This window comes from Methylobacterium sp. C25, assembly GCF_021352225.1.
In the GTDB taxonomy this organism is placed as follows: Bacteria; Pseudomonadota; Alphaproteobacteria; order Rhizobiales; family Beijerinckiaceae; genus Methylobacterium.
In genome coordinates this window covers 75,891-95,961 of record NZ_JAAUVI010000002.1, presented here as the reverse complement: position 1 = coordinate 95,961, position 20,071 = coordinate 75,891, and the positions used below count along the sequence as shown (strand labels likewise).

Annotated in this window: 30 protein-coding genes and 2 pseudogenes; 30 read left to right on the top strand and 2 right to left on the bottom strand. The window is 63.2% G+C overall.

All coding sequences use genetic code 11. From position 1 onward, the window contains the following. Positions 1-17: 17 nt before the first annotated feature. Complete coding sequence (locus tag HCU64_RS06690) at positions 18-236, bottom strand: hypothetical protein (protein ID WP_233383064.1); 219 nt, start codon at positions 234-236, stop codon at positions 18-20. A gap of 126 nt (positions 237-362) precedes the next feature. Between HCU64_RS06690 and HCU64_RS06685 the strand changes: the two genes are divergently transcribed. From HCU64_RS06685 to HCU64_RS06585, 23 genes and pseudogenes are all read left to right on the top strand, one after another. Then, on the top strand, positions 363-515 hold the full coding sequence (locus HCU64_RS06685) for a hypothetical protein (RefSeq protein ID WP_233383063.1): 153 nt from the start codon (positions 363-365) through the stop codon (positions 513-515). A gap of 368 nt (positions 516-883) precedes the next feature. Continuing rightward, positions 884-1,306 carry a hypothetical protein gene (locus tag HCU64_RS06680; protein ID WP_233383062.1) on the top strand — a complete coding sequence of 141 codons (423 nt, stop codon included), beginning with the start codon at positions 884-886 and terminating at the stop codon, positions 1,304-1,306. Further along, positions 1,303-1,428: a hypothetical protein gene (locus tag HCU64_RS25225; RefSeq protein ID WP_267922216.1), complete on the top strand. Its 126-nt coding sequence runs from the start codon at positions 1,303-1,305 to the stop codon at positions 1,426-1,428. The genes HCU64_RS06680 and HCU64_RS25225 overlap by 4 nt, the downstream gene beginning before the upstream one ends. Continuing rightward, the gene (locus HCU64_RS06675; RefSeq protein ID WP_233383061.1) at positions 1,425-1,736 is read left to right on the top strand and encodes a TSCPD domain-containing protein; all 312 of its coding nucleotides are present in this window, start codon (positions 1,425-1,427) and stop codon (positions 1,734-1,736) included. The genes HCU64_RS25225 and HCU64_RS06675 overlap by 4 nt, the downstream gene beginning before the upstream one ends. Further along, complete coding sequence (locus HCU64_RS06670) at positions 1,733-1,993, top strand: hypothetical protein (RefSeq protein ID WP_233383060.1); 261 nt, start codon at positions 1,733-1,735, stop codon at positions 1,991-1,993. The genes HCU64_RS06675 and HCU64_RS06670 overlap by 4 nt, the downstream gene beginning before the upstream one ends. A 47-nt stretch (positions 1,994-2,040) precedes the next feature. Then, on the top strand, positions 2,041-2,520 hold the full coding sequence (locus tag HCU64_RS06665; RefSeq protein WP_233383059.1) for a MucR family transcriptional regulator: 480 nt from the start codon (positions 2,041-2,043) through the stop codon (positions 2,518-2,520). Between the two features lie 83 nt (positions 2,521-2,603). After that, positions 2,604-2,885 carry a DUF2312 domain-containing protein gene (locus HCU64_RS06660; RefSeq protein ID WP_233383058.1) on the top strand — a complete coding sequence of 94 codons (282 nt, stop codon included), beginning with the start codon at positions 2,604-2,606 and terminating at the stop codon, positions 2,883-2,885. Between the two features lie 3 nt (positions 2,886-2,888). Continuing rightward, positions 2,889-3,464 (top strand): hypothetical protein, encoded by a 576-nt coding sequence (locus HCU64_RS06655; RefSeq protein ID WP_233383057.1) that lies wholly within the window; start codon positions 2,889-2,891, stop codon positions 3,462-3,464. Continuing rightward, positions 3,461-3,694, top strand: a complete 234-nt coding sequence (locus HCU64_RS06650; RefSeq protein ID WP_233383056.1) for a hypothetical protein — start codon at positions 3,461-3,463, stop codon at positions 3,692-3,694. The genes HCU64_RS06655 and HCU64_RS06650 overlap by 4 nt, the downstream gene beginning before the upstream one ends. A gap of 189 nt (positions 3,695-3,883) precedes the next feature. Next, complete coding sequence (locus tag HCU64_RS06645) at positions 3,884-4,660, top strand: DNA-methyltransferase (RefSeq protein ID WP_233383055.1); 777 nt, start codon at positions 3,884-3,886, stop codon at positions 4,658-4,660. After that, complete coding sequence (locus HCU64_RS06640) at positions 4,657-5,034, top strand: DUF3489 domain-containing protein (protein ID WP_233383054.1); 378 nt, start codon at positions 4,657-4,659, stop codon at positions 5,032-5,034. Before HCU64_RS06645 ends, HCU64_RS06640 begins: the two co-directional genes overlap by 4 nt. 6 nt (positions 5,035-5,040) lie before the next feature. Then, complete coding sequence (locus tag HCU64_RS06635; RefSeq protein WP_233383053.1) at positions 5,041-6,012, top strand: DUF1376 domain-containing protein; 972 nt, start codon at positions 5,041-5,043, stop codon at positions 6,010-6,012. Between the two features lie 16 nt (positions 6,013-6,028). After that, positions 6,029-6,589, top strand: a complete 561-nt coding sequence (locus tag HCU64_RS06630) for a hypothetical protein (protein ID WP_233383052.1) — start codon at positions 6,029-6,031, stop codon at positions 6,587-6,589. Further along, on the top strand, positions 6,589-7,182 hold the full coding sequence (locus tag HCU64_RS06625; RefSeq protein WP_233383051.1) for a GcrA family cell cycle regulator: 594 nt from the start codon (positions 6,589-6,591) through the stop codon (positions 7,180-7,182). Before HCU64_RS06630 ends, HCU64_RS06625 begins: the two co-directional genes overlap by 1 nt. Beyond that, the gene (locus HCU64_RS06620) at positions 7,179-7,451 is read left to right on the top strand and encodes a hypothetical protein (RefSeq protein WP_233383050.1); all 273 of its coding nucleotides are present in this window, start codon (positions 7,179-7,181) and stop codon (positions 7,449-7,451) included. Before HCU64_RS06625 ends, HCU64_RS06620 begins: the two co-directional genes overlap by 4 nt. Positions 7,452-8,185: 734 nt before the next feature. Continuing rightward, positions 8,186-8,347: pseudogene (locus HCU64_RS06615) on the top strand (KOW motif-containing protein); the annotation flags it as partial. A 125-nt stretch (positions 8,348-8,472) separates the two neighbouring features. Next, entirely contained in the window at positions 8,473-8,787 is a 315-nt protein-coding gene (locus HCU64_RS06610) for a hypothetical protein (protein WP_233383049.1), read from the top strand. A 62-nt stretch (positions 8,788-8,849) separates the two neighbouring features. Beyond that, positions 8,850-9,038, top strand: a complete 189-nt coding sequence (locus tag HCU64_RS06605; RefSeq protein ID WP_233383048.1) for a hypothetical protein — start codon at positions 8,850-8,852, stop codon at positions 9,036-9,038. A 28-nt stretch (positions 9,039-9,066) separates the two neighbouring features. Next, entirely contained in the window at positions 9,067-9,678 is a 612-nt protein-coding gene (locus HCU64_RS06600; RefSeq protein WP_233383047.1) for a hypothetical protein, read from the top strand. Positions 9,679-9,689: 11 nt separating this feature from the next. Then, positions 9,690-10,763 carry a helix-turn-helix domain-containing protein gene (locus HCU64_RS06595; protein ID WP_233383046.1) on the top strand — a complete coding sequence of 358 codons (1,074 nt, stop codon included), beginning with the start codon at positions 9,690-9,692 and terminating at the stop codon, positions 10,761-10,763. Between the two features lie 29 nt (positions 10,764-10,792). Next, a pseudogene (locus HCU64_RS25585) lies at positions 10,793-10,999 on the top strand (IS1 family transposase); the annotation flags it as partial. Positions 11,000-11,027: 28 nt separating this feature from the next. Further along, positions 11,028-11,603, top strand: coding sequence for an HNH endonuclease (locus HCU64_RS06590; protein WP_233383045.1), 576 nt, complete (start codon positions 11,028-11,030; stop codon positions 11,601-11,603). Positions 11,604-12,493: 890 nt separating this feature from the next. Continuing rightward, positions 12,494-12,709 (top strand): HNH endonuclease, encoded by a 216-nt coding sequence (locus HCU64_RS06585; protein ID WP_233383044.1) that lies wholly within the window; start codon positions 12,494-12,496, stop codon positions 12,707-12,709. 21 nt (positions 12,710-12,730) lie between these two features. On the opposite strand, the gene HCU64_RS06580 is transcribed toward HCU64_RS06585, so the two are convergent. Then, complete coding sequence (locus HCU64_RS06580) at positions 12,731-12,928, bottom strand: hypothetical protein (protein ID WP_233383043.1); 198 nt, start codon at positions 12,926-12,928, stop codon at positions 12,731-12,733. Positions 12,929-13,088: 160 nt separating this feature from the next. Here HCU64_RS06580 and HCU64_RS06575 point away from each other — a divergent pair, with 160 nt between their 5' ends. The 7 genes from HCU64_RS06575 (at position 13,089) to HCU64_RS06545 (ending at position 20,016) form a co-directional block, all read left to right on the top strand. After that, complete coding sequence (locus HCU64_RS06575) at positions 13,089-13,682, top strand: hypothetical protein (protein ID WP_233383042.1); 594 nt, start codon at positions 13,089-13,091, stop codon at positions 13,680-13,682. Then, positions 13,682-15,388, top strand: coding sequence for a terminase large subunit (locus HCU64_RS06570; RefSeq protein WP_233383041.1), 1,707 nt, complete (start codon positions 13,682-13,684; stop codon positions 15,386-15,388). The genes HCU64_RS06575 and HCU64_RS06570 overlap by 1 nt, the downstream gene beginning before the upstream one ends. Positions 15,389-15,452: 64 nt before the next feature. Then, complete coding sequence (locus HCU64_RS06565; RefSeq protein WP_233383040.1) at positions 15,453-16,688, top strand: phage portal protein; 1,236 nt, start codon at positions 15,453-15,455, stop codon at positions 16,686-16,688. Further along, a complete protein-coding gene (locus tag HCU64_RS06560) occupies positions 16,681-17,688 on the top strand; it encodes a head maturation protease, ClpP-related (protein ID WP_233383039.1) in 1,008 nt (335 codons plus the stop codon). The genes HCU64_RS06565 and HCU64_RS06560 overlap by 8 nt, the downstream gene beginning before the upstream one ends. A 13-nt stretch (positions 17,689-17,701) precedes the next feature. Continuing rightward, the gene (locus HCU64_RS06555; RefSeq protein WP_233383038.1) at positions 17,702-19,018 is read left to right on the top strand and encodes a phage major capsid protein; all 1,317 of its coding nucleotides are present in this window, start codon (positions 17,702-17,704) and stop codon (positions 19,016-19,018) included. 80 nt (positions 19,019-19,098) lie between these two features. After that, entirely contained in the window at positions 19,099-19,389 is a 291-nt protein-coding gene (locus tag HCU64_RS06550; protein WP_233383037.1) for a hypothetical protein, read from the top strand. Between the two features lie 30 nt (positions 19,390-19,419). Beyond that, complete coding sequence (locus tag HCU64_RS06545; protein WP_233383036.1) at positions 19,420-20,016, top strand: hypothetical protein; 597 nt, start codon at positions 19,420-19,422, stop codon at positions 20,014-20,016. Positions 20,017-20,071 lie beyond the last annotated feature (55 nt).

The window sequence follows — 20,071 nt, the reverse complement described above, 5'->3', positions numbered from 1 at the left end:
TTCCGATCTCCACCGCTTCAAGAGCGCGGCGCATCTGCCCACTCGGCCAGGACGTGCTCAAGGTGCTCAAGCGCCGGGACTGCTTGCTTACGAAGCTGACGGTTCCGTTTTGCTCCAGCGATCGTCGTGCGGAGGTCGTCGATGATTGCGACGGCATCTTCCTTTGGGCCACGCCTCAGCATCAGGCCTAGCAGTGTCTCGATCGCGTCGAGGCGCGCGCTGTCGGTATCGTTCATTTCTCGCCCTATCGATTCGATCTTCGGCTCGAGAGTAGCGCGTCCCGAGATGGCTAGGGGCGCCTTGTTCCTCATCGAAGCGGAGGTGCGAGCAAAGTCACCTCAGACGACGCGGGAAGTCGCCTGATGCGTGCGTCGGAACCTCATTCCATCACCCGCGGCGCCATCACAGTGGGCATCACCATCTGGGTCGCCGCTGTCGTCTTAACCGTCATCGTCGCGAACGAAAAAGCCCAACGCGGTGAGCTGATCACTCTGACGCGGGAGATCGGCCGATGACAGCATCGAGCCAAACTCTCGCACTGGTCGAAGGCGCCCTGTGGTCCTTCATCGTCGCCGCACCCATCGCGGTGCTCACCATCCTGTGGTGTGCGCCATGAGTGCCAGCATCCATTCGCGCCGCTCCGGCGCTTCCCAGGCCCGAAAGGGCGAACACCTCGTGTGTTCCTCCCCTGACTGCCGAGGCCTTCGGGTCTCGGCCCTTTCCTTCTCCAAACCAGATCACGCCGTCTCGGATCAGTGCTGCCAGGCGCTTCTGAGCTTCGGCTCGATCTCTTTCCCGCGCGTCCGCTCTGCTCGCCAAAGCCTCGGCCGCGCTCTCGTTCTGCGTATCGCGTCCCCGCTCATTTCCATCGGGTCCGCCTGACATGAGTGCCGTCTCCTTCATTCCCGAGGGTCTGTCTGACCGCCTTTCGATGCTCGCAGCATCGGGGAAGGTCATGAAACAGTCGCGCGTGAATGCACCCACAGTTGTGGGAGATGAGCGAACAGTTGTTGCAGATCGAACGATCGATTTTCTTCGCAGGCTTCATCCTCAGAAGACCGCTGAGAACGTCGCTGCCGATACAGGTATAGCGGCCGCAACGGTTGCGCGCTGGATGGATCGCGGCTCAGCGCCGAACTCTGCTGCCTTCCTGAAGCTGTTGGGCGCCTACGGCCCTGAACTTCTCTGCGCGACCATGGACAATCCCGCTTCCTGGATTGACCGCGCCTGCCGCGAAATTCGTCGCGAGCGCATCCGCACAGAGATCAACGCCCTGGAGCAGGCCTATCAGGAGACTGCCGCGTGACGGGCTATCGCCGCATCGCCTGCGCCTGGGCAGCAGACCGTTTTCACCGCCTGTCCGAAGCTTCGATCGGCGTGCCGAAGTTCTTCGCGCGGGTCGGCGACTGGTTTGAGGCGCGCGCATGATCGACCGCGAGCGCCTGCCCACCCGTCGCGCCTCGATCACCATCGAGTTTCAGCACGACAACATCGACTACACCGCCGGCTTCTCCCGTTTCTCGGACGGCCGCCTCGCGGAGGTTTTCCTCAATGGCGGCAAGCTGGACTCCCAGGCCGACGTCCTCGCTCGCGATAGCGCCATCGCTGCGTCGCTCGCGCTTCAGAGCGGATGCCCGTCCGACGATCTTCGCGCTGCTCTGACCCGTACCGCGGGCGGCGGTCCTGCTGGCGCTCTCTCCGTCGCGCTCGATCGCATTGCGGAGATTCCAGCATGAAGGTCGAGCTGTCCGGCGGCTCCGTCCGCATCAACTCCAGCGTCGCCGTGGTCGCGGCCGACACCGGCAACGTCCGCCTCGCAATCACTGCGCCGCACGGCGAACTCCTCCTCCCCGTCTACGGCGCCCGCCACTACGCCGAGCAGATCCTGCGCGCCTGCCGAGAGGCGGAGGTGAGCGCGGATGACACCTCCTCAGACCTGCGTGTGCCGCGGCGATCCGCCGATCTCCCGGCGGTCGTCAGCCCAAGCACCTGAACTCCCCGCCGACGGGCGGATCCCGTCACCCTGTTGGAGTGCCGACCATGTCCGAGTCCTCGACCGTCCACCGTCTGCCGCTGACCGATACCGGCGCCCGCTTCGATCCGACCATCAGCATCGTTGGCGACATCGTCTCTGCCTACGTCTCGAACAACGCGGTGACGGCCGAAGCTCTGCCGTCGCTCATCAAGAGCGTGCACGGAACGGTGACGACCCTCGGCCAGCCATCGGCGCCGGAGACCGCGCGCCCCGAGCTCAGCGAGAAGGCCACCCCCGCCCAGATCCGGAAATCCATCACTCCGGACGCGCTCATCTCCTTCATCGACGGCGCCTCCTACAAGACGTTGAAGCGCCACCTCTCGACGAACGGGATGACCCCAGAGAGCTACCGGGCGCAGTTCGGACTGCCGGCCGACTATCCGATGGTCGCCGCCAGCTATTCGGCGGCCCGCTCCGCGCTCGCCAAGGGAATCGGCCTCGGCACCCGCACGGCCGGCGAAGCCCAGCAGCCCGTCGCCGCCTGAGCCACAAAAAGCAAACCGCCCGAGCTTTTCCCTGAGACGGAAGCTCGAGCGGTCGCAGTCACGATACTTTTGGAGAACCGCACATGAGCACGGGACGTCCCGGGCAACAAGCCCCTGTTTCCTCCGCCGAGGGCGTCGCAGCCGACGAACTCAAGCAGTTCATCGAGCGCATCGAGCGGCTCGCGGAAGAGGCTGACGCCATCAAGCAGGACATCTCCGAGGTGTTCTCGGAGCTGAAAGGGCGCGGGTTCGACGTGAAGGCTGTCCGCGCCATCCTCAAGATCAGGAAGCAGGACCACAGCGAACGCCAGGAGCAGGAGGCAATCCTAGAGCTCTACTGCCAAGCCCTCGGGATGGCGGTCTAGGCCATGGCCGCGCTCTCCCCGACAGCACAGAAGCGCATCAAACGCACCGAGGCGCTCCACAAGCGACCGGAGCAGCGCGGCGTCTACATGCGTCGCCCCATCGTGCGACAAGTAGAGATCCGGTTCGCGCTGCCGCCGAAGACCACGACCTCGTTCTTCCGCGTCGGCGACACCCGGATCTGCACCCAAGCTTATAAGGTCTGGCTGCAGGGCGCCGTGCTCGCGATCAGCTCGACCATTCCGGCACCCGGTCGCATCGCAGGCCTCTGCGACGTCGACATCTACATGCCGTCCTTCACCGGGAAGCCTGAGAACCGCACGGCGCCATGCCTCGATGCGGCGGCCCAGGCCGGCATCATCGCGGCAGCCACAGAGCGGTTCGTTAGAGAAGTCCGCCCGCACCCCGGCACCGAACCCAAAGACATCCGCATGGTCCTCATGGCCGTCCCGGTCGAGGACCAGATCGCGGCCGAGATCGAGCTCCGCCATCGCGACGGCATGGCGCCCAAGCTCATCGCGATCGCCACCGGTGCGTCGCTCGGTCAGGTCGAGACCGTCATCGCGGGGCTGCGCCGATGATGGCCGCCGCCCGCACGCCATTCCAATCCGACGGGAGCGCCCTGCATCGAGAGGTCGCCGACCTCTGGGCGAAGAAGCGCGACAGCTACGACATCGCGAAAACCCTCGCGGCCCAAGGCTACCGAAACCACCACGGCAAGCCGGTCACTGAAGCCGACGTCTATCGGATCCTGTCCTGGCAGCAGACGTGGCGGCAGGTCGGCAAGAAGGAAGGGCAGGGCGATGCCTGACCGCTTCCTCATCGGCAATGGCCGCTGGTGCTCGTGCTGCTTTCCACAGGGAAAGCCTCGGTCGCGCAATTGGCAGATGAAGATCCGACCGGGCTGCAATGAATGCGCCGGAGACGGCCGGATCTCTCTGACGGCCGAGCAGATCATCGCGGCGACTATCGCCGAGGCCGCTGCATGGAGGGCTCGGGCTTGAGCCTCCGCACCGAACAAATCGCCGACGGCATTACCCTTCACCTGGGCGATTGCCTGGACATCCTGCCGACCCTCGGCTCCGTCGCGCACATCTTCAGCGATCCTCCGTACGAGGACGAGCTGCACGAGGGCGCCAAGGAGCGGCGCATCGTCCGCTCGGACGGCCGCGCCATGTACGGCGACCTCGGCTTCGTCGGCATCAACGGAACGCGCGACGCTGTTGCCGCCGCCTGCGTCGCCGCCTCTGACGGCTGGTGCCTGCTCTTCACCCTCGCAGAGGGCGTCCGCGCCTGGCGCGACGCTCTCCAGGCCGCCAAGGCGAAATACGACACGACGCTGTTCTGGGTGAAGCCGGACGCCTCGCCGCGATTCAACGGCCAGGGCGCGGCCCGCGGCGCTGAGTGCATGGTCACGGCATGGTGCGGTCGCGGCCATCGTAGCTGGAACGGCGGCGGCCGGCGCGGCGTGTTCACTCACCTCGTGAACGCCGATCGCCAGGGCGAGCATCCGACCGAGAAGCCAGTGCCGCTGATGGTCGAGCTAGTGAGCCTCTACAGCCAGCCAGACCAACTCATCTGCGACCCGTTCATGGGCTCCGGCACCACCGGCGTCGCTGCCGTGAAGACAGGCCGCTGCTTCGTCGGCATCGAGCAAGACACGCGCTGGTTCGACCTGTCCTGCCGCCGCATCGAGGCTGCCCTTAAGGCGCCCGGCCGCTTCAAGCGCCAGCAGCTCTGCCCCGATCAATCCTTCCTCTTCGGAGAATCGGCATGAAGCCGAAGATCTACACCGTGAGATCGAACGCGCGCCGTGACGCGCGCAAACAGGGGCTCGATCCCGATTCCGTCGTGGCCTGCGAGGGTGGCTTCGTCATCGGATCGAACAAGCCCAAGATTAAGGCCTCACCCACCGACACGAAGCGCGCCATCCTGCGCGGGATGCTGCTCGCCGGCTGGCAGCGTGCCGACCGACTGCAGTCCGCCCTCGGCTGGCAGCCTCACACAATCCGAGGCGCAATCAGCACGCTCGCCAAGGCCGAGAGCCTGACCGTTGAGCGAAAGCGTGAGGGCACCACGACGTTCTATCGCGCAGCGAAGCTCGTCGCGTCCTCGCCCGCGCCCGGCGACGCCTCCGCGAATGCGGAGTAAGCGCCCATGCCAGGCGAATTCTACAAGATGGACTTCGAAGCCTGGGACGAGGGCACCGACGAGCTGACGCTCGAACAGGAGGCCGCGTATCTGCGCCTCTGCCATCAGCTCTACCGCCGCAAGGCCGCCATCCCGAGCGCCGCAACGACGCTCGCTCGCATCTGGCGGTGCCATCCGAACAAAGCTCGCAAGCTCCTCGTGGACCTCGTCGAGGCCGGAAAAGTCGTCGAACGCGACGGACATCTGACCAACACCCGGGTGACACGTGAGCTAGACGCGAGGGAGACGCGCCGCACACAACAGGCAGACGCAGGGCACATCGGTGGAACACAGGCCCAAGACAATCGCCGCAAGTCCCTGAAAACAAACGACGCTGATGTAGCGGTTGCTCCAACCCCAGTTGGAGCGAAATCAAGCAGAGAAAGAGTAAGAGGGAGAGATAGAGATCAGATAGAGGCAGAACCTCTATCTGATCCGCGTGCGGACTCCGCATTTCCTCCGCGGGCTTTCGACGAGTTCTGGGCTGCCTACCCCCACAAGGTCGGGAAGGATGCCGCCCGGAGGGCCTTCGACATCGTTCGCCGCAGCGACCGCGTCTCGTTCGCCGAGATCGTGGACGGCCTCGCCCGCTACAAGGCCAGCAAGCCTCCGACCCGCGATTGGTGCCACCCCACGACGTGGCTGAACCAAGGGCGCTGGGCCGACCAGCCGGCCGAGCCGCCGCTGCCGCCGGCCCGTGCCTCGCCCAACGGACACGCCTCATCGCCCCAGCAGCGCGCCTTCGACCGCGCCCGACAGGCTCACCTCGAGTTGATGGAGGACAGGCATGACCAGGACCCTAGCGAAGCTGACGCTGAAGGGCACTTTGGCGCCAGCGGACCCCAGGACCGACACCCTCATCAGGACGTTCACGAACCGCCTGGAGGACGGCTCCGACTGGCGCCGCCGCGCCTTGGCTTCCCGCCTCGCGCCCACTGAGGGCGAGCGAGCCCTGATGCTGGCCCGTGTGGACGACATCGACCGCTGGCTGAGCCCGTCGCGCCGCGCCGCCATCGTCCGCGCTGTCGAGCTGATGCGCGGCAACCTTGTCATCGCGAACAGCGCTAGCGACGACGCGATCGAGGGCTACGTGCTGATGCTGACGCCGTTTCCCGAGCCCATCGTCGAGAACGTCTGCTCACGGTTCATGCACGGATACCTTGGTGATCGGACCTACGCGCCGATGCCAGCGCAGGTCGCGCACGAATGTCGCCTCGCCATCGCCGACACCTTGGCCGAGCGCGGGCGCATCAAGCTCGTGCTCGACGCCGAGGTCTACGAAAGCCCGACCGAGGCGGACCACGCCAAGATCGCCGAGCATCATGCGCAGTTCGTGAAGGAGACGGCGGAGCGCTCGCGGATGCGTTCAGCCCAACCACGCGAACCCGAGCGGCCACACCGCAACCCTGCGGCGATGGCGGAGCTCGCCGAGCGCACCGCCCGTCGAGAGGCGGCAGAGCGAGCGGCCGAAGCCGAGCCCAATCCCCAGACGAAAGAAACCGAGGACGCAGCCTAATGGCCAAGTGCAAGCCTCTCACTGACCATCACATCGTCTCCGAGCCCTACAATCCCGAGGGCATCTGGTCTCCGGCAATCACGGCACGCTTCGTGAAGCTCTGGACACAGGATGGCCTGAGTGCCGGCGCGATCGCCGATGATCTGACCGAGATCCTGAATCGGCCCGTCTCCCGAAGCTGCGTCTCCGGCAAGATCGCCAGGATGGGGCTATGCGGGAAGGGCAAGCGCCAGCAGAGCACAGGACGGCCGCATGGCGTGAAGAACGGAGAACGTGCCGGTGTCGAGCGCCGGGCACCGCCGCGGCCGCCGGAGCCCCGCGTGGTGGCGCTTTTCCCGCGGCCGATCGAACCACAGCAGCCAGCCGCGACCGGCATTCCACTCCACGAGCTCGGCCTCTTCCAATGCCGCTACGCCCTCACGGATCACAGCCCGCACCTGTTCTGCGGTGAGGCGACTACGGCCAGCCGAAACGATCCTCACGGATCCTGGTGTGAAGCGCACCGAGCCCGAGTGTTCCAGCCGAGGCAGGAGCGCGTCAACGTCACGCCGACCAAGCTGAAGGGCAACGAGCGCACCGGGATCTGGCGATGACGGTAGCCCTCGCCATCACCGATCACGCGCTTCTGCGCTGGATGGAACGGGCCTACGGCGTCGACGTCGAAACCTGGCGCAAGTTGCTCCGGGACGAGGTCGAGCGCGCTCTGAGCGACTTCACCGGCACCAGTGCGCTCAACGGGCCGGCCTTCATCGTCAGTCCCGACGGCCGCGCGCTCACCTACCTCGACGCCAGCCAGCGCATCGCTCGACCGCAACAGGATGCGGTCGCTGTCGCAGCACCGACAAACGGACCCTGCCGATGAGCCGATTGACCCGGAAACAGAGGCTCAGGATCAAGCGAGACCGCGAGGCTGACCACAAGGCGTTCATGCGGCGCGGAGAAATCCGGCGCGAGCAGGATGCGGCGCGTGCTGCTGGATCGGCCAAGAAGAGCGCGCGGACGGAGAGCCCGCGCGAACGCCATGTCCGGGAGCAGCTAGAACGCGAGGCGGCACGCATCGCCGAGCGCCGGGCCGAGCACGACCTCGTCGACGACAAGCGCTGGGTGATGGCCGGCGCCTCAGTCGGCCGGACAAACGAGCTGTGCCAGAAGCTCCGCCAGGAAGGTATCCCGCACTTCAGAGCTCAAGACGAGGTAACGCGCGTCCTAGCCTCAGGACGACAGCAGAAGCTCAGGGTGCCGCTCGTCGCACGCACGGTGTTCGTGGGCGTCGATAACGAAGAGCATCTCGCCAAGCTGCAGAAGGCTTTCCCTTGGCTCGGCGAGCGCGTTCCCGGCCAGAGGTACGGCCGTCTCACCGATGCCCAGCATCAAGATGCGTTGGAGACACGCTTCGACAAGGTCGAGGTCGGCGACAAGGTCGAGGTGCCGGCGCGCGAGTTCCCGTGGAATGTCGATCGCTACGAACGCGTCGAGGGAAAGGACGCAGCAGGTCTAGTCGGACTGGTGGTGGCGCTGGTTCGACCGAAGGAAATGCAGAACTTTGCGAACTGCGTGATAGGCGCGGCGCCGATCCTCGACCTGTCGGACCCCATCGAGATCGGTGAGGTGGTTCGCGTCGTGGACGGCCCGTTCGCCAGCTTCAATGCCACAGTCGAAGAAGTCGACGACGTCCGCTCGCGCTTGAAGGTGGCAGTGTCGATTTTCGGTGGCGCGACGCCCGTCGAGCTTGAGTTCAAGCAGATCCGGAGGCTGTGACATCCGCGTGGATAGTGTCTTAGTTTGAAATGTGATCCCGAACGGTCGGGCCTCACGATCCCGTTCCGATCCCTCGCGCGAGCCGTCCCGTTGGCGTATGCTTGGCGTCAATTAGGGAGTTGAACGTGCCTGATTTTACCACCGCATCCGGAAATCGTCTTTCGCTTTCGTTGGAGGAGGCGGCAATCTTGGTTTGGCTCCCTTTGGGGATCACGCCAGCTAGAACAAATTTCGATCTAAAAAATATCCAGACACCGCCCTCTCCAAATCCAGAAGCTTTCTGGTTGTTAGGTGAAGCTATCATCTATGCTATGACTGTCATTCATCCAGTCAATCATGGGAAGCAGCCCTGGATAAAGGTGGGCGAAAGGGTGCTCGATCCTGAGGACGTACGAGCATTCTTTGCAACTATGCAAGCAATCAAAGCAAATGCACGCTGATGGCCACCGAACCTGAGGTCTAGCGCCATCCCGCTAATGCGATCGGCAGCGCCGTAAAGGTGATGCGGACCGCGACCGGCGAGGACGAAGAAGACTACGGCCCGGCTAAGCCCAAGAAGGATGAAGCCGCATCCGCAATGGGTAAGAAGGGCGGCGCGGCGCGGGCGGCGGCCGGAGATCGCTCAAAAGGCAACAGCGAAGCGGTAGGCCAAACCTTAGTTGCCATGTCGATTTTTGCGACCTACAAGTAGGTAATGAAAATCGACATGGAGTTGGCAGATGGGTCTCATCGAAACAGTGGTGCTGCGCAAGCCGTGGGAGGTTGAGCCGCGGATCCTGCAATTAGCCTTGACCCGCGAAGGTCTTCTTCGGGCGGTTAGGGTTGCAAGAAGCGAGGCAGCAAACGCGACACCTCACCATTGCGCGAACGCTGCCGGAACATTCGCCTACCAGCACGGCACGTGGGCGCTTCGGAACGAGTTTGTCGGTAGAGGATGGCGCGTCGAACGGCCGAACGGCGTCGAAGCAATTTGGAACGATGACGAGAAGGTTCGGGTAGTCTTCAGCAACGTCGATGTAGCGTGCGACTATAGCGCGACCCCGAAGCCCCGGTCCGGCAAGGGCGCAGGAGCCGAGCGGACCTGTATCGGCAACATGTTCGGGGAGCTTCCAACCTTCGCAGCAGCCCCGTCGGACGGCGAAGCGACTTTCTACCTGATGGTCGATGAAAAAGGCGCGGCGGAGCTGTCTCGGCCAGTCGTCTCGTCCGGCACCTTCTCCGCCTTCATCGAGCGCATCTATCTTTGCTTCGGCGATGAGGACGACGGCTCCGCGCTGCTTGAGGCCGACGATGCAGCTGATGATTTTGACCCCCAAGTGATCCGCATCTAGCGAACCGAGCCATGTTCAATGCGAAAAGACTCAGCCTCGCCCGAAAAAGGCGGCGGATGACGGGAAAGGCTCTTGCCGAAAAGGCAGAGCTTGCCGTCGATACGATCTCGCGCCTGGAGAAGGGCAATAACGAGCCCGACGAGCTGACTATTGCCAAGCTCGCTAAGGCGACGCGATTCCCCGTCGAGTTTTTCACCGAACAAGACCCCGAGGAGATTGATACCGCCTCCGTGAGTTTCCGCAGCTTCTCAAAGATGAGTGCGCGGGAACGCGATGCGGCGATCTCGGCTGGCTCGCTGGGCTTACAGCTAAACGATTGGGTTGAAGCGCGTTTTGGTCTGCCTAAAGCCAATCTTATCGATCTAAGCTACGAAACAAGTCCATCCGTTGCAGCTATGCTGTTGCGTCAGCATTGGTCTCTCGGCGAGAGGCCAATCGGGAATATGCTTGGCCTCTTGGAGACGCAGGGTGTCCGCGTTTTCTCTCTCTCCGAAAATACAGCATCAGTTAATGCGTTTTCGTTTTGGCGAGATAACAAGCCATTCGTATTTCTGAACAACTTCAAAACCGCTGAAAGCAGTATATTCGACACTGCCCATGAGCTTGGGCACCTTGTTATGCATAAGCATGGTGATCCAAAAGAGTCTCGCGCGGCGGAGCGAGAAGCCGATGCTTTCGCTTCTGCATTCCTGATGCCAGAGAATGACGTCAAAGCGCGAATGCCGCGACCTGTATCGTTAGAGATAGTTCTTAAAGCAAAGATGCGTTGGCGCGTTTCGGCTATGGCAATGGCTTATAGGCTGCACAATCTTGGCATTGTCACAGAGTGGCAGTACAAAAACCTTTGTATTGAACTAACAAAAAGAAGATATCGCTCTGAAGAGCCTGTCGGCATAGAACGGGAGACTTCCATTGTTTGGAAGAAGATACTGCTGCAGCTATGGCAAGAACGAACAACTAAAACTGATATCGCGAAGGCGTTGAGGCTACCGCTCGACGAGCTAGAGGGACTTATCTGGAACCTCGCTGGCGTCGTTGAGACGCCTGAGCGATCCCCACGTGGCAATCTGCGTGCAGTGAGCTAACTGCCCGCAATGCTTGGCGCCAAGCATAAAAGTTCAAGAACCATGCGCACATGGTCGCGCTCTATACGGTCTGGTACAACTTCGTGAAGCTGCGCAAGAAGCATCGGATGAGCCCGGCTATGGCAGTTGGCGTGTCGGATCGGTTGTAGAGCGTGGAGGATATCGCAGCTCTTGCGGAGGCGGCAGCGCCGAAGCTGGGGAGGCGGGGAGCTTATAAGAAGCGAGAGGCGCACTGAGTTTTCTATGACGCCAACAAGAAAATCCGTGCTCGAGCGCATCGAAGAATATAAGGTTATTAAGAAAAAAGCTTTTTTGCAAAAGTACGCCCGCGGCGTTGGCGCTAAAAGTCATTATGTATTGTATGATAACAACTTTTATGACTTAAAAGCAATTTATGCGGCGTCCTGCAATCCCCCGGCTGCCCCTTCTGAGAAAACCACAAGAGACTCGAGAACTATTCTGGAAGGCCTTGGCTTTGTTTGCGTTTCTGATGTAGACGAATCAAGTAGTGAATATACTGAAGGTGGACGTAAATGGTCAGAAGTGCAAATCATTACACGCAATAAAGGCTTAGTGTCTGCGGCGAAAGAAAAATACAAAACTATATGTCGTGCTTGCGGGTTTAATTTTGAGAAGTTCTATGGAAAAATTGGCATCGGTTTTATCGAATGCCACCACCTAAATCCTGTTGCAAAGGGCTTAGCGCAGCCGAAAGTCGTGACCGTCGAGGAAGTGACGGTTCTGTGCTCCAACTGCCATCGGATGGTTCACACAAGCGATCCGCCGCTGACGGTTGAGGCTTTGCAGGAAAGAATCTCAGAGGCGCAAAATTCAAAGTGAGACGCTACCTCCGCGCGGAAACCCTTGACTTACAACCGCAATGCGGGATGTATGCACGCAGGACGACGCCCCTTGTACTCCCCGCGTGCGGGTCGAAGGATGAGCTGGTGGCCCTGCCCCTGAGGCGTCTCAGGCGGCGAAAATGGCGGCTCGTGTCCGCTGCCCCCCCCAACTTCATGTCGGCGTAGAGCAGCCCGGTAGCTCGTCAGGCGCTTGGGAACCGAGAGCGTGGCAAGCGTCTTAATGCGACGCTTGCCACTTTCGCCAGTCGGGAAGGATGTCCCTTACATCGCTTATCGAACTCGCAGCCGCCCTTGGATGCCTGCTGCTTGTCGTGAGTTTCGTCTTCGGGGTTGGCTATGAGGAGCGCCGCCCGATCCTGAAGCCAGTGGATCGGTACGGAGGCCCAAAAGAGGGAAACCCCTGGCGGTTCTGGTTCTGGCTGAGCTTTGCAGTCCTAGGCGCCAGCGCCTTCCTTCTCCTGCGCTAGCTTGACAGCCGGTCAGGCTCATACCCTGAAGGTCGTTGGTTCAAATCCAGTCGCCGCAACCGAGCCCGCTGGCTGCCGTTGGTATGGGATGGTAGCTGAGACTGCCCTCGAAGCCTGTCATCGCTGCGCCGCGCATTGGCGGCGCGCCGCGCGACTGTGGCGTCGTGGCGGATACGATGGCGCAGCACGAGAATGCGCGGAAGTAGCAGAGCGCTGCGAGCGCAAGGCGAAAGTCCTGGCCTCATAAGTTTCTCTGGAATGAGGTGAAAGCAGTACAATCCCCCGCATCTCCATCTTAGCTTCCCGTCTATCGACGCTGGACACGCGGACGGCTCGACCGGCGCCGAAGGTCGCTGACACCCAGCTCCAGACGGCTGAACACAAAGCCTGGGCTTTAGAGGTGAAGCGACGTGCTGGCTGGCGGTGCCAATGGCACGGATGCGGCGTTCGCGGAGGCAACGGCGGCGTCAGGCTGTACGCCGACCACATCGTTGAGCGGAAGGACGGCGGTGCGGCGCTCGACCCGGCGAACGGACAGGCGCTCTGCCCGAAGCACCATCAGGTGAAGACGGCGCGGGCTCGGGCCGAGAGGATGACGGAGAGGCCTCACACCTAATGCAGTCGGTGAATCTGAGGACTACCGGATTTCGAAGCCGCCCTGATCGCGCTCAATTGCCTTCATGGCGCTCTCAAAGGCTTTGCTCTCACTGGGGAATGCCCGGTCTGAGCGTTCGGTGAGCTTTCCGTGCTTCCTAAGCGTCCAACCGTAGTGGCCTTGGGGCTTCGTCAGCGGTTCGACGGTGATGGAATAGGGGTGCGGCACTTCTGTCGTCATGCCTCCCTATGACATGCGCCCTGGTGGCCAGCCAAGACACCCCCTTGGGGGGGTCGAAAGTCCCCAGCCTAGGGCCTCCGCTACCGCAATGGGTCCCATTCGCAGATTTTTTCCTGGTGGGTGATTTCGAAGGGTGCGGAGTAGCGCGGATCAGCGGGTGATGGCCAAGGCAAAAAAACCTATCGACTGGGCGGCGGTCGAGCGCGAGTATTCGAAAACCGATCAGTCCATCAGGGAGATAGCTCGCTGGTACGGCATCTCGGATAAGGCCATCCGCCTCCGCGCCAAAGAGAAGAAGTGGCCGCCCCGGGGCGAGGGTGCTCCGCAGGCAGCTCCGCAGGCCGCACAGCCCAATTCCGACGCTGTCGAACCCATCGTCGAGCGGATTCGCCCGGCTCCGGCAGAGTTCGATGCGAGCCCCGAAGCCATCATCGGCCGAGGCCAGAAGCTCGCTGTTCGCATGCTCGACGAGCTTGAGGCCGACACCGCCAACATTGGCGAGATCGAAACAGCGATTGAGGACGCTACCACCGGGAAGAACGATGCGCGCCGCCGCGACGCCATGCTGAAGGCGGTCAGCCTGCCGAGCCGTGCCGGGACGCTGAAGAACCTCGCCCTGGCCGCCAAGACCTTTGCGGAGGCCTCGGCGCCCGACGGCAAGAAGAAGCAGCGCCAGAGTGCGGCCGATCAGGCGCTGTCGGGTGGCGGCAAGTTCGCCCAGCGTAACGGGCCGAGGCTGGTTCACAGCTCCTGATGCGGCCCGAATGGACCACGGCGTGTCCGGACTGGGAAAAGCGGATCGTCGCCGGACGGTCGCTCATCCCGTTCAAGCCGCTCTTCCCGGCGGCGGCAGAGGACGCACTGCGGGTCTTCAAGTCCCTGCGGGTCGTGGATCTGCCGGGAAAGCCGACCTTCGGCGAGGTGAGCGAGCCTTGGGTGTTCGATTTCGTTGCCGCCATCTTCGGCGCCAATGACGAAGAGACGGGTCAGCAGCTGATCCGGGACTTCTTCCTGCTGATCAGCAAGAAGAACACCAAATCGACCCTCGGCGCCGGCATCATGCTCACGGCGCTCATCATCAACTGGCGCCACGAAGAAGAAGTGCTGATCCTCGCGCCCACGATCGAGGTGGCGCAGAACGCCTACAAGCCCGCGGCTGCAATGGTTCGGGCCGACCCCGAGCTTGATGCGTCGCAGGGCGAGGGCGGATTCCTTCACCTGCAGGACCATCTCAAGACCATCACGCATCTCAGCACCCGCGCGGCGCTGAAGGTGGTCGCGGCCGACACGGACACAGTCTCTGGCAAGAAGGCCGGCCGCATCCTGATCGACGAGCTCTGGATCTTCGGAAAGCGCCCGAAGGCGGACGCAATGCTAAGGGAGGCGACGGGCGGTCTGGTGTCTCGGCCCGAGGGCTTCGTCATCTCGCTCTCGACCCAGAGCGACGAGCCGCCGGCAGGGGTGTTCAAGGCAAAGCTCGACTACTTCCGCGACGTGCGGGACGGGAAGATCGTCGACCCGAAGAGCTTCGGCCTGCTCTACGAGTTCCCGAAGGCGATGATCGAGGCAAAGGCCTACCTCGACCCGGACAACTTCTACATCACGAACCCGAATATTGACCGGTCAGTGAGCCGGGAGTGGCTGGAGGATGAGCTTCGGAAGGAAGAGGCGAAGGGCGAGGACACTCGCCGGACCTTCCTGGCAAAGCATCTCAACGTCGAAATCGGGATGAACCTTCGGGCAAACCGCTGGCCTGGCGCCGAGTTCTGGTCCCGCGGCGCCGACCCAACGATCACTCTCGATGCGGTGCTCGAGCGCTCTGAAGTCGTCTGCATCGGCATCGACGGCGGCGGTCTCGACGATCTGTTCGGGCTTTGCGTGCTCGGGCGAGAAAAGGTGACCCGCGACTGGCTCGCGTGGTCTCACGCGTGGTGCCACGAGGGCGTGCTGACGCGGCGCAAGTCGATCGCGACGAAGCTGCAGGAGTTCAGGGCGGCCGGAGAGTTGACGATCGTCAATGACGAACTCGGCGACATCAGCGCCATCGTCGAGATCGTAGCGCGCGTGAAGGCTGCGGGCTTGCTAGCAACCGTGGGCGTCGATCCGGCCGGTCTCGGCGAGTTCATCGAGGCGCTGGCCGAAATCGGCGTGACGCAAGACGAGAAGCAGGTCGTTGGTGTCCCCCAGGGCCTCTGGATGATGAACGCCATCAAGACCGCAGAGCGGAAGTTGGCGAACGGGACTCTTCGGCATGCCGGCCTCGGCCTCATGGCCTGGTCCGTGTCGAACCTGAAAATAGAGCCGAGCGCGACCGGCATCCGCGCAACGAAACAGAACGCAGGCGACGCCAAAATCGATCCCGTGATGGCGCTGTTCGACGCCGTTGTGCCGATGTCGCTGAACCCTGAGCCGGTGAACACCCGCTCCGTTTACGAGGACCGCGGCGTCCTTATGGTCTGAAGGATAGCGGATGGGACTTCTGGATCTCTTCCGCTCGGCCCCTGCGGCGGAACCTCAGGCATCCATGCCCGTGATCCCGCTTGCGGCTGCGTCGTTCCTCGACCTCGATGACCCCGCTGTCGTCGAGTACCTGAGGGGAGGGCAGGTCTCCGCGTCCGGGATCACGGTCAGCGTCGAGCGAGCCATGCGCAATCCGGCCGTGTTTCGGTCGGTGAGCCTCATCTCTCAGTCGATCGGGATGCTTCCGCTGCATCTCGTCGACAAGGCCACGAAGGAGAAAGCCCGCGACGTTCCGTTGTTTAGGGTGCTCCATCGCAAGCCGAATGTCTGGCAAACGGCCTACGATTTCCGGACGCTGATGCAGCACCGGGCGCTGGTGAAAGGCAACGGATACGCCCGCATCGTGCGGTCCCGCGACCGAAGCATGCGCAACAAGACTGTCGAGCAGCTCATCCCGCTCGATCCCGACTTCGTGAGGCCTATCCAGAACTCGGATCTTACGCTGTCGTATCGCTACACCCCGACCAACGGGCCACAGAGCACCTTCGACCCGCCCGACGTCTTCCACCTCCGCAGCATGTCGAAAGACGGCCTGTGCGGCATGTCGCTGGTCCGGCAAGCGGCAGACGCGATCGGGTTGGCGATTGCAGCCGAACTAGCGCTCTCGCGGCTCTATCGGAACGGCAGCTTCGTCAACGGGACCCTCGAGCATCCGAAGACGATCAGCGAAACGGCGCTGAAGCATCTGCGGAGCTACTGGGATGGCCGCTTCTCCGGCGCCGACAACGCCGGCGGCACGCCGATCCTCGAAGAGGGGCTGACCTACAAGCCGCTCGGCGCGAACGCGAAGGACGCCCAGTCCCACGAAACCCGGGGCTATCAGGTCGAGGAGATCGCCCGGATCTTCGGCGTACCAAGGCCGCTCCTGATGGTCGACGAGACCTCATGGGGGTCGGGCATCGAGGCGCTTGGCCGCTTCTTCGTCGCCTTCGCCCTCGGGCCCTGGTTCGAGGCATGGCAGCAGGCGGTCGAGGTCGCTCTGCTCAATGACGATGAGGCCGAGCAGTACGAGGCCAAGTTCAATCCCGGCGCTCTACTGCGCGGCTCGATGGCTGACCAGGCCGAGTATTTCGCGAAGGCGCTCGGCGCCGGCGGTCAGCAGCCTTGGATGACCCCGAACGAGGTCCGCGAGACCCTCGATATGCCCGCCCACGACGACGGCAACCGGCTCAGCAACCCGATGATGGGCCACAACGGCGGTCCGCCGCTCAACGACAATGGAGCGCCTGGCAATGGCTGAAGACACCCGCAAGCCGACCCAGGGTCAGAAGCCTTCTGGCGAGGAAGCCACGAAGGGCCGGCCTGAACTGGTCGGCAGCCGCGAGCTGAATAGCTTGGTGAAGGCTCAGCGTCCGCGCGGCATCATTGGTCGAGTGAAGAACGACCCGAGCACCCGTCCTGGTGCGCTGCCGATGCCCGCCGTGAAGAAGGTCTCGGCGTTCACGCCCGCGCCAGTGATCGAGCGCTGGAATGCCGAAGCTGCGGGAATCCAGGCCGTCGAGATCGACGACAACGTGATCACGATGTTCGGCATGGTGGGCGAGGATTTCTGGACCGGCGACGGCATCACCGCAAAGAAGACAACGGCGCAGCTCCGCGCGATCGGCGGCCGCCCCGTCGAGGTGCACATAAATTCCTTTGGCGGCGACATGTTCGAGGGGATCGCGATCTACAACGTGCTGCGCGAGCACCCCTACGACGTGACCATCAAGGTGATGGGCATTGCCGCCTCGGCCGCTTCAATCATCACGATGGCGGCTGACACGGTCGAGATCAGCGCCGCCAGCTTCATCATGATCCACAACTGCGCGGTCTTCGCCGGCGGAAACCGGCACGACTTCCTGGAGGCCGCTGCGTTCCTGGAGCCTTTCGACCGGGCTATGGCTGATGTCTACGCGGCACGTACCGGGCTCGACGCCAAGGCTATCGTGAAGATGATGGATGACGAGACCTACATGAGCGGGTCTCAGGCCATCGAGAAGGGCTTCGCCGACAAGATGATGTCGGCCGACAAGACGAAGGTCGACGACGCTGCTCGAGCAAAGGCTCGCGACGTCAATGATTTGCGAGCGATGGAGCTTCAGCTCGTCGCGTCCGGCATGACGCGCTCCGCAGCGCGCGACCGGATCAACAAAATCAAGGGTACGCCAGGCGCTGCTCTCGATACCGCCGCCACGCCGGGCGCTGGCGAAGACGACTGGTCCGGTCTGACCGGCCTCATGGCAGCAATCCGCTCATAGGAGCATCCAGACAATGAAGAACGTCACGCCGGCGGCGGTCGAACAGGCCGCCCCGATGCATCTGCTCGACCTCGGCAGCCGTCCGATGCCTCGAGCCATTCTCAGCCCCGTGATCCGTGCCGACAACACTGATCCGAAGAAGATGCTCGCAGACCTTGCGAAGGCCTTCGAGGACTTCAAGGCCGCGAACGAGGAGACGATCAAGGCCAAGGCTGACGTGGTAGCCTCCGAGAAGGTCGAGCGCGTCAATACCGCGGTCGGCGCACTCCAGACCAAGTTCGACGAGTACACGGTCAATGCGAAGGCTGCGCTCGACGAGCTGAACGCAAAGCTGGCGGCTGCGCAGATTGGCGCCGGTGGTGTCGGCGACGTGCCGGCTGATCCGGAGTATCTGGGCGCCTACAAGGCCTGGATGCGAAAGGGCAGCGTCTCCGCTGCCATGGACAAGGGCACCGACTCGAACGGCGGCTATCTCACCCCGATTGAGTGGGATCGCTCTCTGACCGGCCGCCTCAAGCAGGTCTCGCCGATCCGCGCCAACGCGCGCGTCGTTCGGATCTCGGTGGCGGGCTTCAAGAAGCTTTTCACTGACCGCGCAGTCGGCTCCGGCTGGGTCGGCGAAACCGCGTCGCGTCCCGCCACCTCGACCCCTGGCATCGGCTCGCTCGATTTCGTCCCCGGTGAGCTCTACGCGAACCCGGCGATCTCGCAGCAGCTGCTCGACGACTCCGCCATCAATCTCGAAGACTGGCTCGGCGAGGAGGTGGAGTTCGAGTTTGCCCGGCAGGAGGGCATCGCCTTCCTAAGTGGTGACGGCGCCAATAAGCCGTTCGGTATCCTCACCTACGTCACTGGCGCGGCTAACGCGGCGAAGCATCCTTGGGGCGCCATCGCCGTCGGCAACTCCGGGGCTGCAGCCGCTCTTACGGGCGATGGCTTCATCGATCTGATGTACTCGCTCCCGGGCGACTTCGCGGCCAACGCGAAGCTCTACATCAACCGACTGTCGCTCGGCGCCGCGCGCAAGCTGAAGGACGGTCAGGGTAACTACCTGTGGCAGCCGGCCTACCAGCAGGGCCAGCCGCAAACCCTGAACGGCTCGCCGATCGTGGAAGTACCGGACATGCCGGTGGTCGCGGCCGGCAACATCGTCGCCCTCTACGGCGATATGGCCGCCACCTACCAGGTGATCGACCGGATCGGTGTCTCGGTCCTGCGCGACCCCTACACCAGCAAGCCGTACGTCCAGTTCTACACGGTCAAGCGTGTGGGTGGCGGCGTCTACAACCCGGAGCCCATGCGGGCCCTGAAGGTCGCTGCCAACTCCTAAGGCCGGCCAGCACAGCGTCGCGGCGGCTCACCGGCTGCCGCGGCCTGCCGTCCAGATCTCCACGAATACGGGAGGCCATCATGGCCGAGACCAAGCAGAACGACGGCTCACAGGCTGCCGACATCGCGCCTGCCAAGACGATCGACACCTCCGGCGCGCCGCAGCAGCTCGTTCCGGACGTCGACATGAGCCATCCGGCGGTCGACGACAATCCGCGGGCTGGTAGGTCGGTCCTGCAGAACAAGATCGACTTCAACGATCCGACCATCCCAGGTCACCAGGCCGTCGCCGACGCTCTCAACGAGCAGGGCGTCGAGACCATGGACCAGGACGAGGTTGCCGAGGCGGCCAAGAAGTCCAAGAACAAGTAGGCCATCAGGCTGAACCTAGGACAGCACGCCATGCGCAAGCTGATCCGGATCGCGGTCGCCGGCCTGTGGCTCGCGGCCGCGCACTCGGCTGCCGCTGATCAGGGAGGGTTTCAGCCCTTCAGTCAGCCGGGAGGCGCCGATGTGCCGGGTCAGGTGCTGCTCTGTGCCGATCCAGAGACCCGGGTGGCGACGCCGTGTGGCGTTGCAGCCTCGCCGCTGAACGCGCTCACCGCCCCGTTCCAGCGCAACGGGAAGGCTTTCGCGCTGCCGGTCAGCACGACGCCGCAGACCTACGCCATCCAGCAGCCTGCCGGCGCGCTGGTCTATCGCGGCATCAATCCGTGCAACGTCGACATCGTCATCGCGACGGTTTCGGCGACGGCGCCCGTCACTACGCAGCCAGCGACGCTCGGCGGCGAAACCATCGGGAACGTGCAGCTCGTCACCTCGGCGACCGGCACCGCGAACAAGTTCCAGGACACGCTGTTCATGGCCCGTTCCGGGCGCGTGCTCGGGAGTTCAGTCAATCCGATGGGCGGCCAGACCCGATACGTCTCGATCATGGCACTCACCGACCCGGGCACGACGCCATGTGCCTTCCGGATGCATTACGGGAGCGGCAACTGATGCGCCGGATCCTCGCCATCGGAGCTGCCCTCGCGCTTCTCGCCTGTCCCGCATC

Bases quoted from the DNA above. Each gene is read 5' to 3' on its own strand.
- HCU64_RS06690 (WP_233383064.1), bottom strand. From the start codon at position 236: ATGAACGATACCGACAGCGCGCGCCTCGACGCGATCGAGACACTGCTA.
- HCU64_RS06685 (WP_233383063.1), top strand. From the start codon at position 363: ATGCGTGCGTCGGAACCTCATTCCATCACCCGCGGCGCCATCACAGTG.
- HCU64_RS06680 (WP_233383062.1), top strand. From the start codon at position 884: ATGAGTGCCGTCTCCTTCATTCCCGAGGGTCTGTCTGACCGCCTTTCG.
- HCU64_RS06675 (WP_233383061.1), top strand. From the start codon at position 1,425: ATGATCGACCGCGAGCGCCTGCCCACCCGTCGCGCCTCGATCACCATC.
- HCU64_RS06670 (WP_233383060.1), top strand. From the start codon at position 1,733: ATGAAGGTCGAGCTGTCCGGCGGCTCCGTCCGCATCAACTCCAGCGTC.
- HCU64_RS06665 (WP_233383059.1), top strand. From the start codon at position 2,041: ATGTCCGAGTCCTCGACCGTCCACCGTCTGCCGCTGACCGATACCGGC.
- HCU64_RS06660 (WP_233383058.1), top strand. From the start codon at position 2,604: ATGAGCACGGGACGTCCCGGGCAACAAGCCCCTGTTTCCTCCGCCGAG.
- HCU64_RS06655 (WP_233383057.1), top strand. From the start codon at position 2,889: ATGGCCGCGCTCTCCCCGACAGCACAGAAGCGCATCAAACGCACCGAG.
- HCU64_RS06650 (WP_233383056.1), top strand. From the start codon at position 3,461: ATGATGGCCGCCGCCCGCACGCCATTCCAATCCGACGGGAGCGCCCTG.
- HCU64_RS06640 (WP_233383054.1), top strand. From the start codon at position 4,657: ATGAAGCCGAAGATCTACACCGTGAGATCGAACGCGCGCCGTGACGCG.
- HCU64_RS06635 (WP_233383053.1), top strand. From the start codon at position 5,041: ATGCCAGGCGAATTCTACAAGATGGACTTCGAAGCCTGGGACGAGGGC.
- HCU64_RS06630 (WP_233383052.1), top strand. From the start codon at position 6,029: ATGCTGGCCCGTGTGGACGACATCGACCGCTGGCTGAGCCCGTCGCGC.
- HCU64_RS06625 (WP_233383051.1), top strand. From the start codon at position 6,589: ATGGCCAAGTGCAAGCCTCTCACTGACCATCACATCGTCTCCGAGCCC.
- HCU64_RS06620 (WP_233383050.1), top strand. From the start codon at position 7,179: ATGACGGTAGCCCTCGCCATCACCGATCACGCGCTTCTGCGCTGGATG.
- HCU64_RS06605 (WP_233383048.1), top strand. From the start codon at position 8,850: ATGCGGACCGCGACCGGCGAGGACGAAGAAGACTACGGCCCGGCTAAG.
- HCU64_RS06600 (WP_233383047.1), top strand. From the start codon at position 9,067: ATGGGTCTCATCGAAACAGTGGTGCTGCGCAAGCCGTGGGAGGTTGAG.
- HCU64_RS06595 (WP_233383046.1), top strand. From the start codon at position 9,690: ATGTTCAATGCGAAAAGACTCAGCCTCGCCCGAAAAAGGCGGCGGATG.
- HCU64_RS06580 (WP_233383043.1), bottom strand. From the start codon at position 12,928: ATGACGACAGAAGTGCCGCACCCCTATTCCATCACCGTCGAACCGCTG.
- HCU64_RS06575 (WP_233383042.1), top strand. From the start codon at position 13,089: ATGGCCAAGGCAAAAAAACCTATCGACTGGGCGGCGGTCGAGCGCGAG.
- HCU64_RS06570 (WP_233383041.1), top strand. From the start codon at position 13,682: ATGCGGCCCGAATGGACCACGGCGTGTCCGGACTGGGAAAAGCGGATC.
- HCU64_RS06565 (WP_233383040.1), top strand. From the start codon at position 15,453: ATGCCCGTGATCCCGCTTGCGGCTGCGTCGTTCCTCGACCTCGATGAC.
- HCU64_RS06560 (WP_233383039.1), top strand. From the start codon at position 16,681: ATGGCTGAAGACACCCGCAAGCCGACCCAGGGTCAGAAGCCTTCTGGC.
- HCU64_RS06555 (WP_233383038.1), top strand. From the start codon at position 17,702: ATGAAGAACGTCACGCCGGCGGCGGTCGAACAGGCCGCCCCGATGCAT.
- HCU64_RS06550 (WP_233383037.1), top strand. From the start codon at position 19,099: ATGGCCGAGACCAAGCAGAACGACGGCTCACAGGCTGCCGACATCGCG.
- HCU64_RS06545 (WP_233383036.1), top strand. From the start codon at position 19,420: ATGCGCAAGCTGATCCGGATCGCGGTCGCCGGCCTGTGGCTCGCGGCC.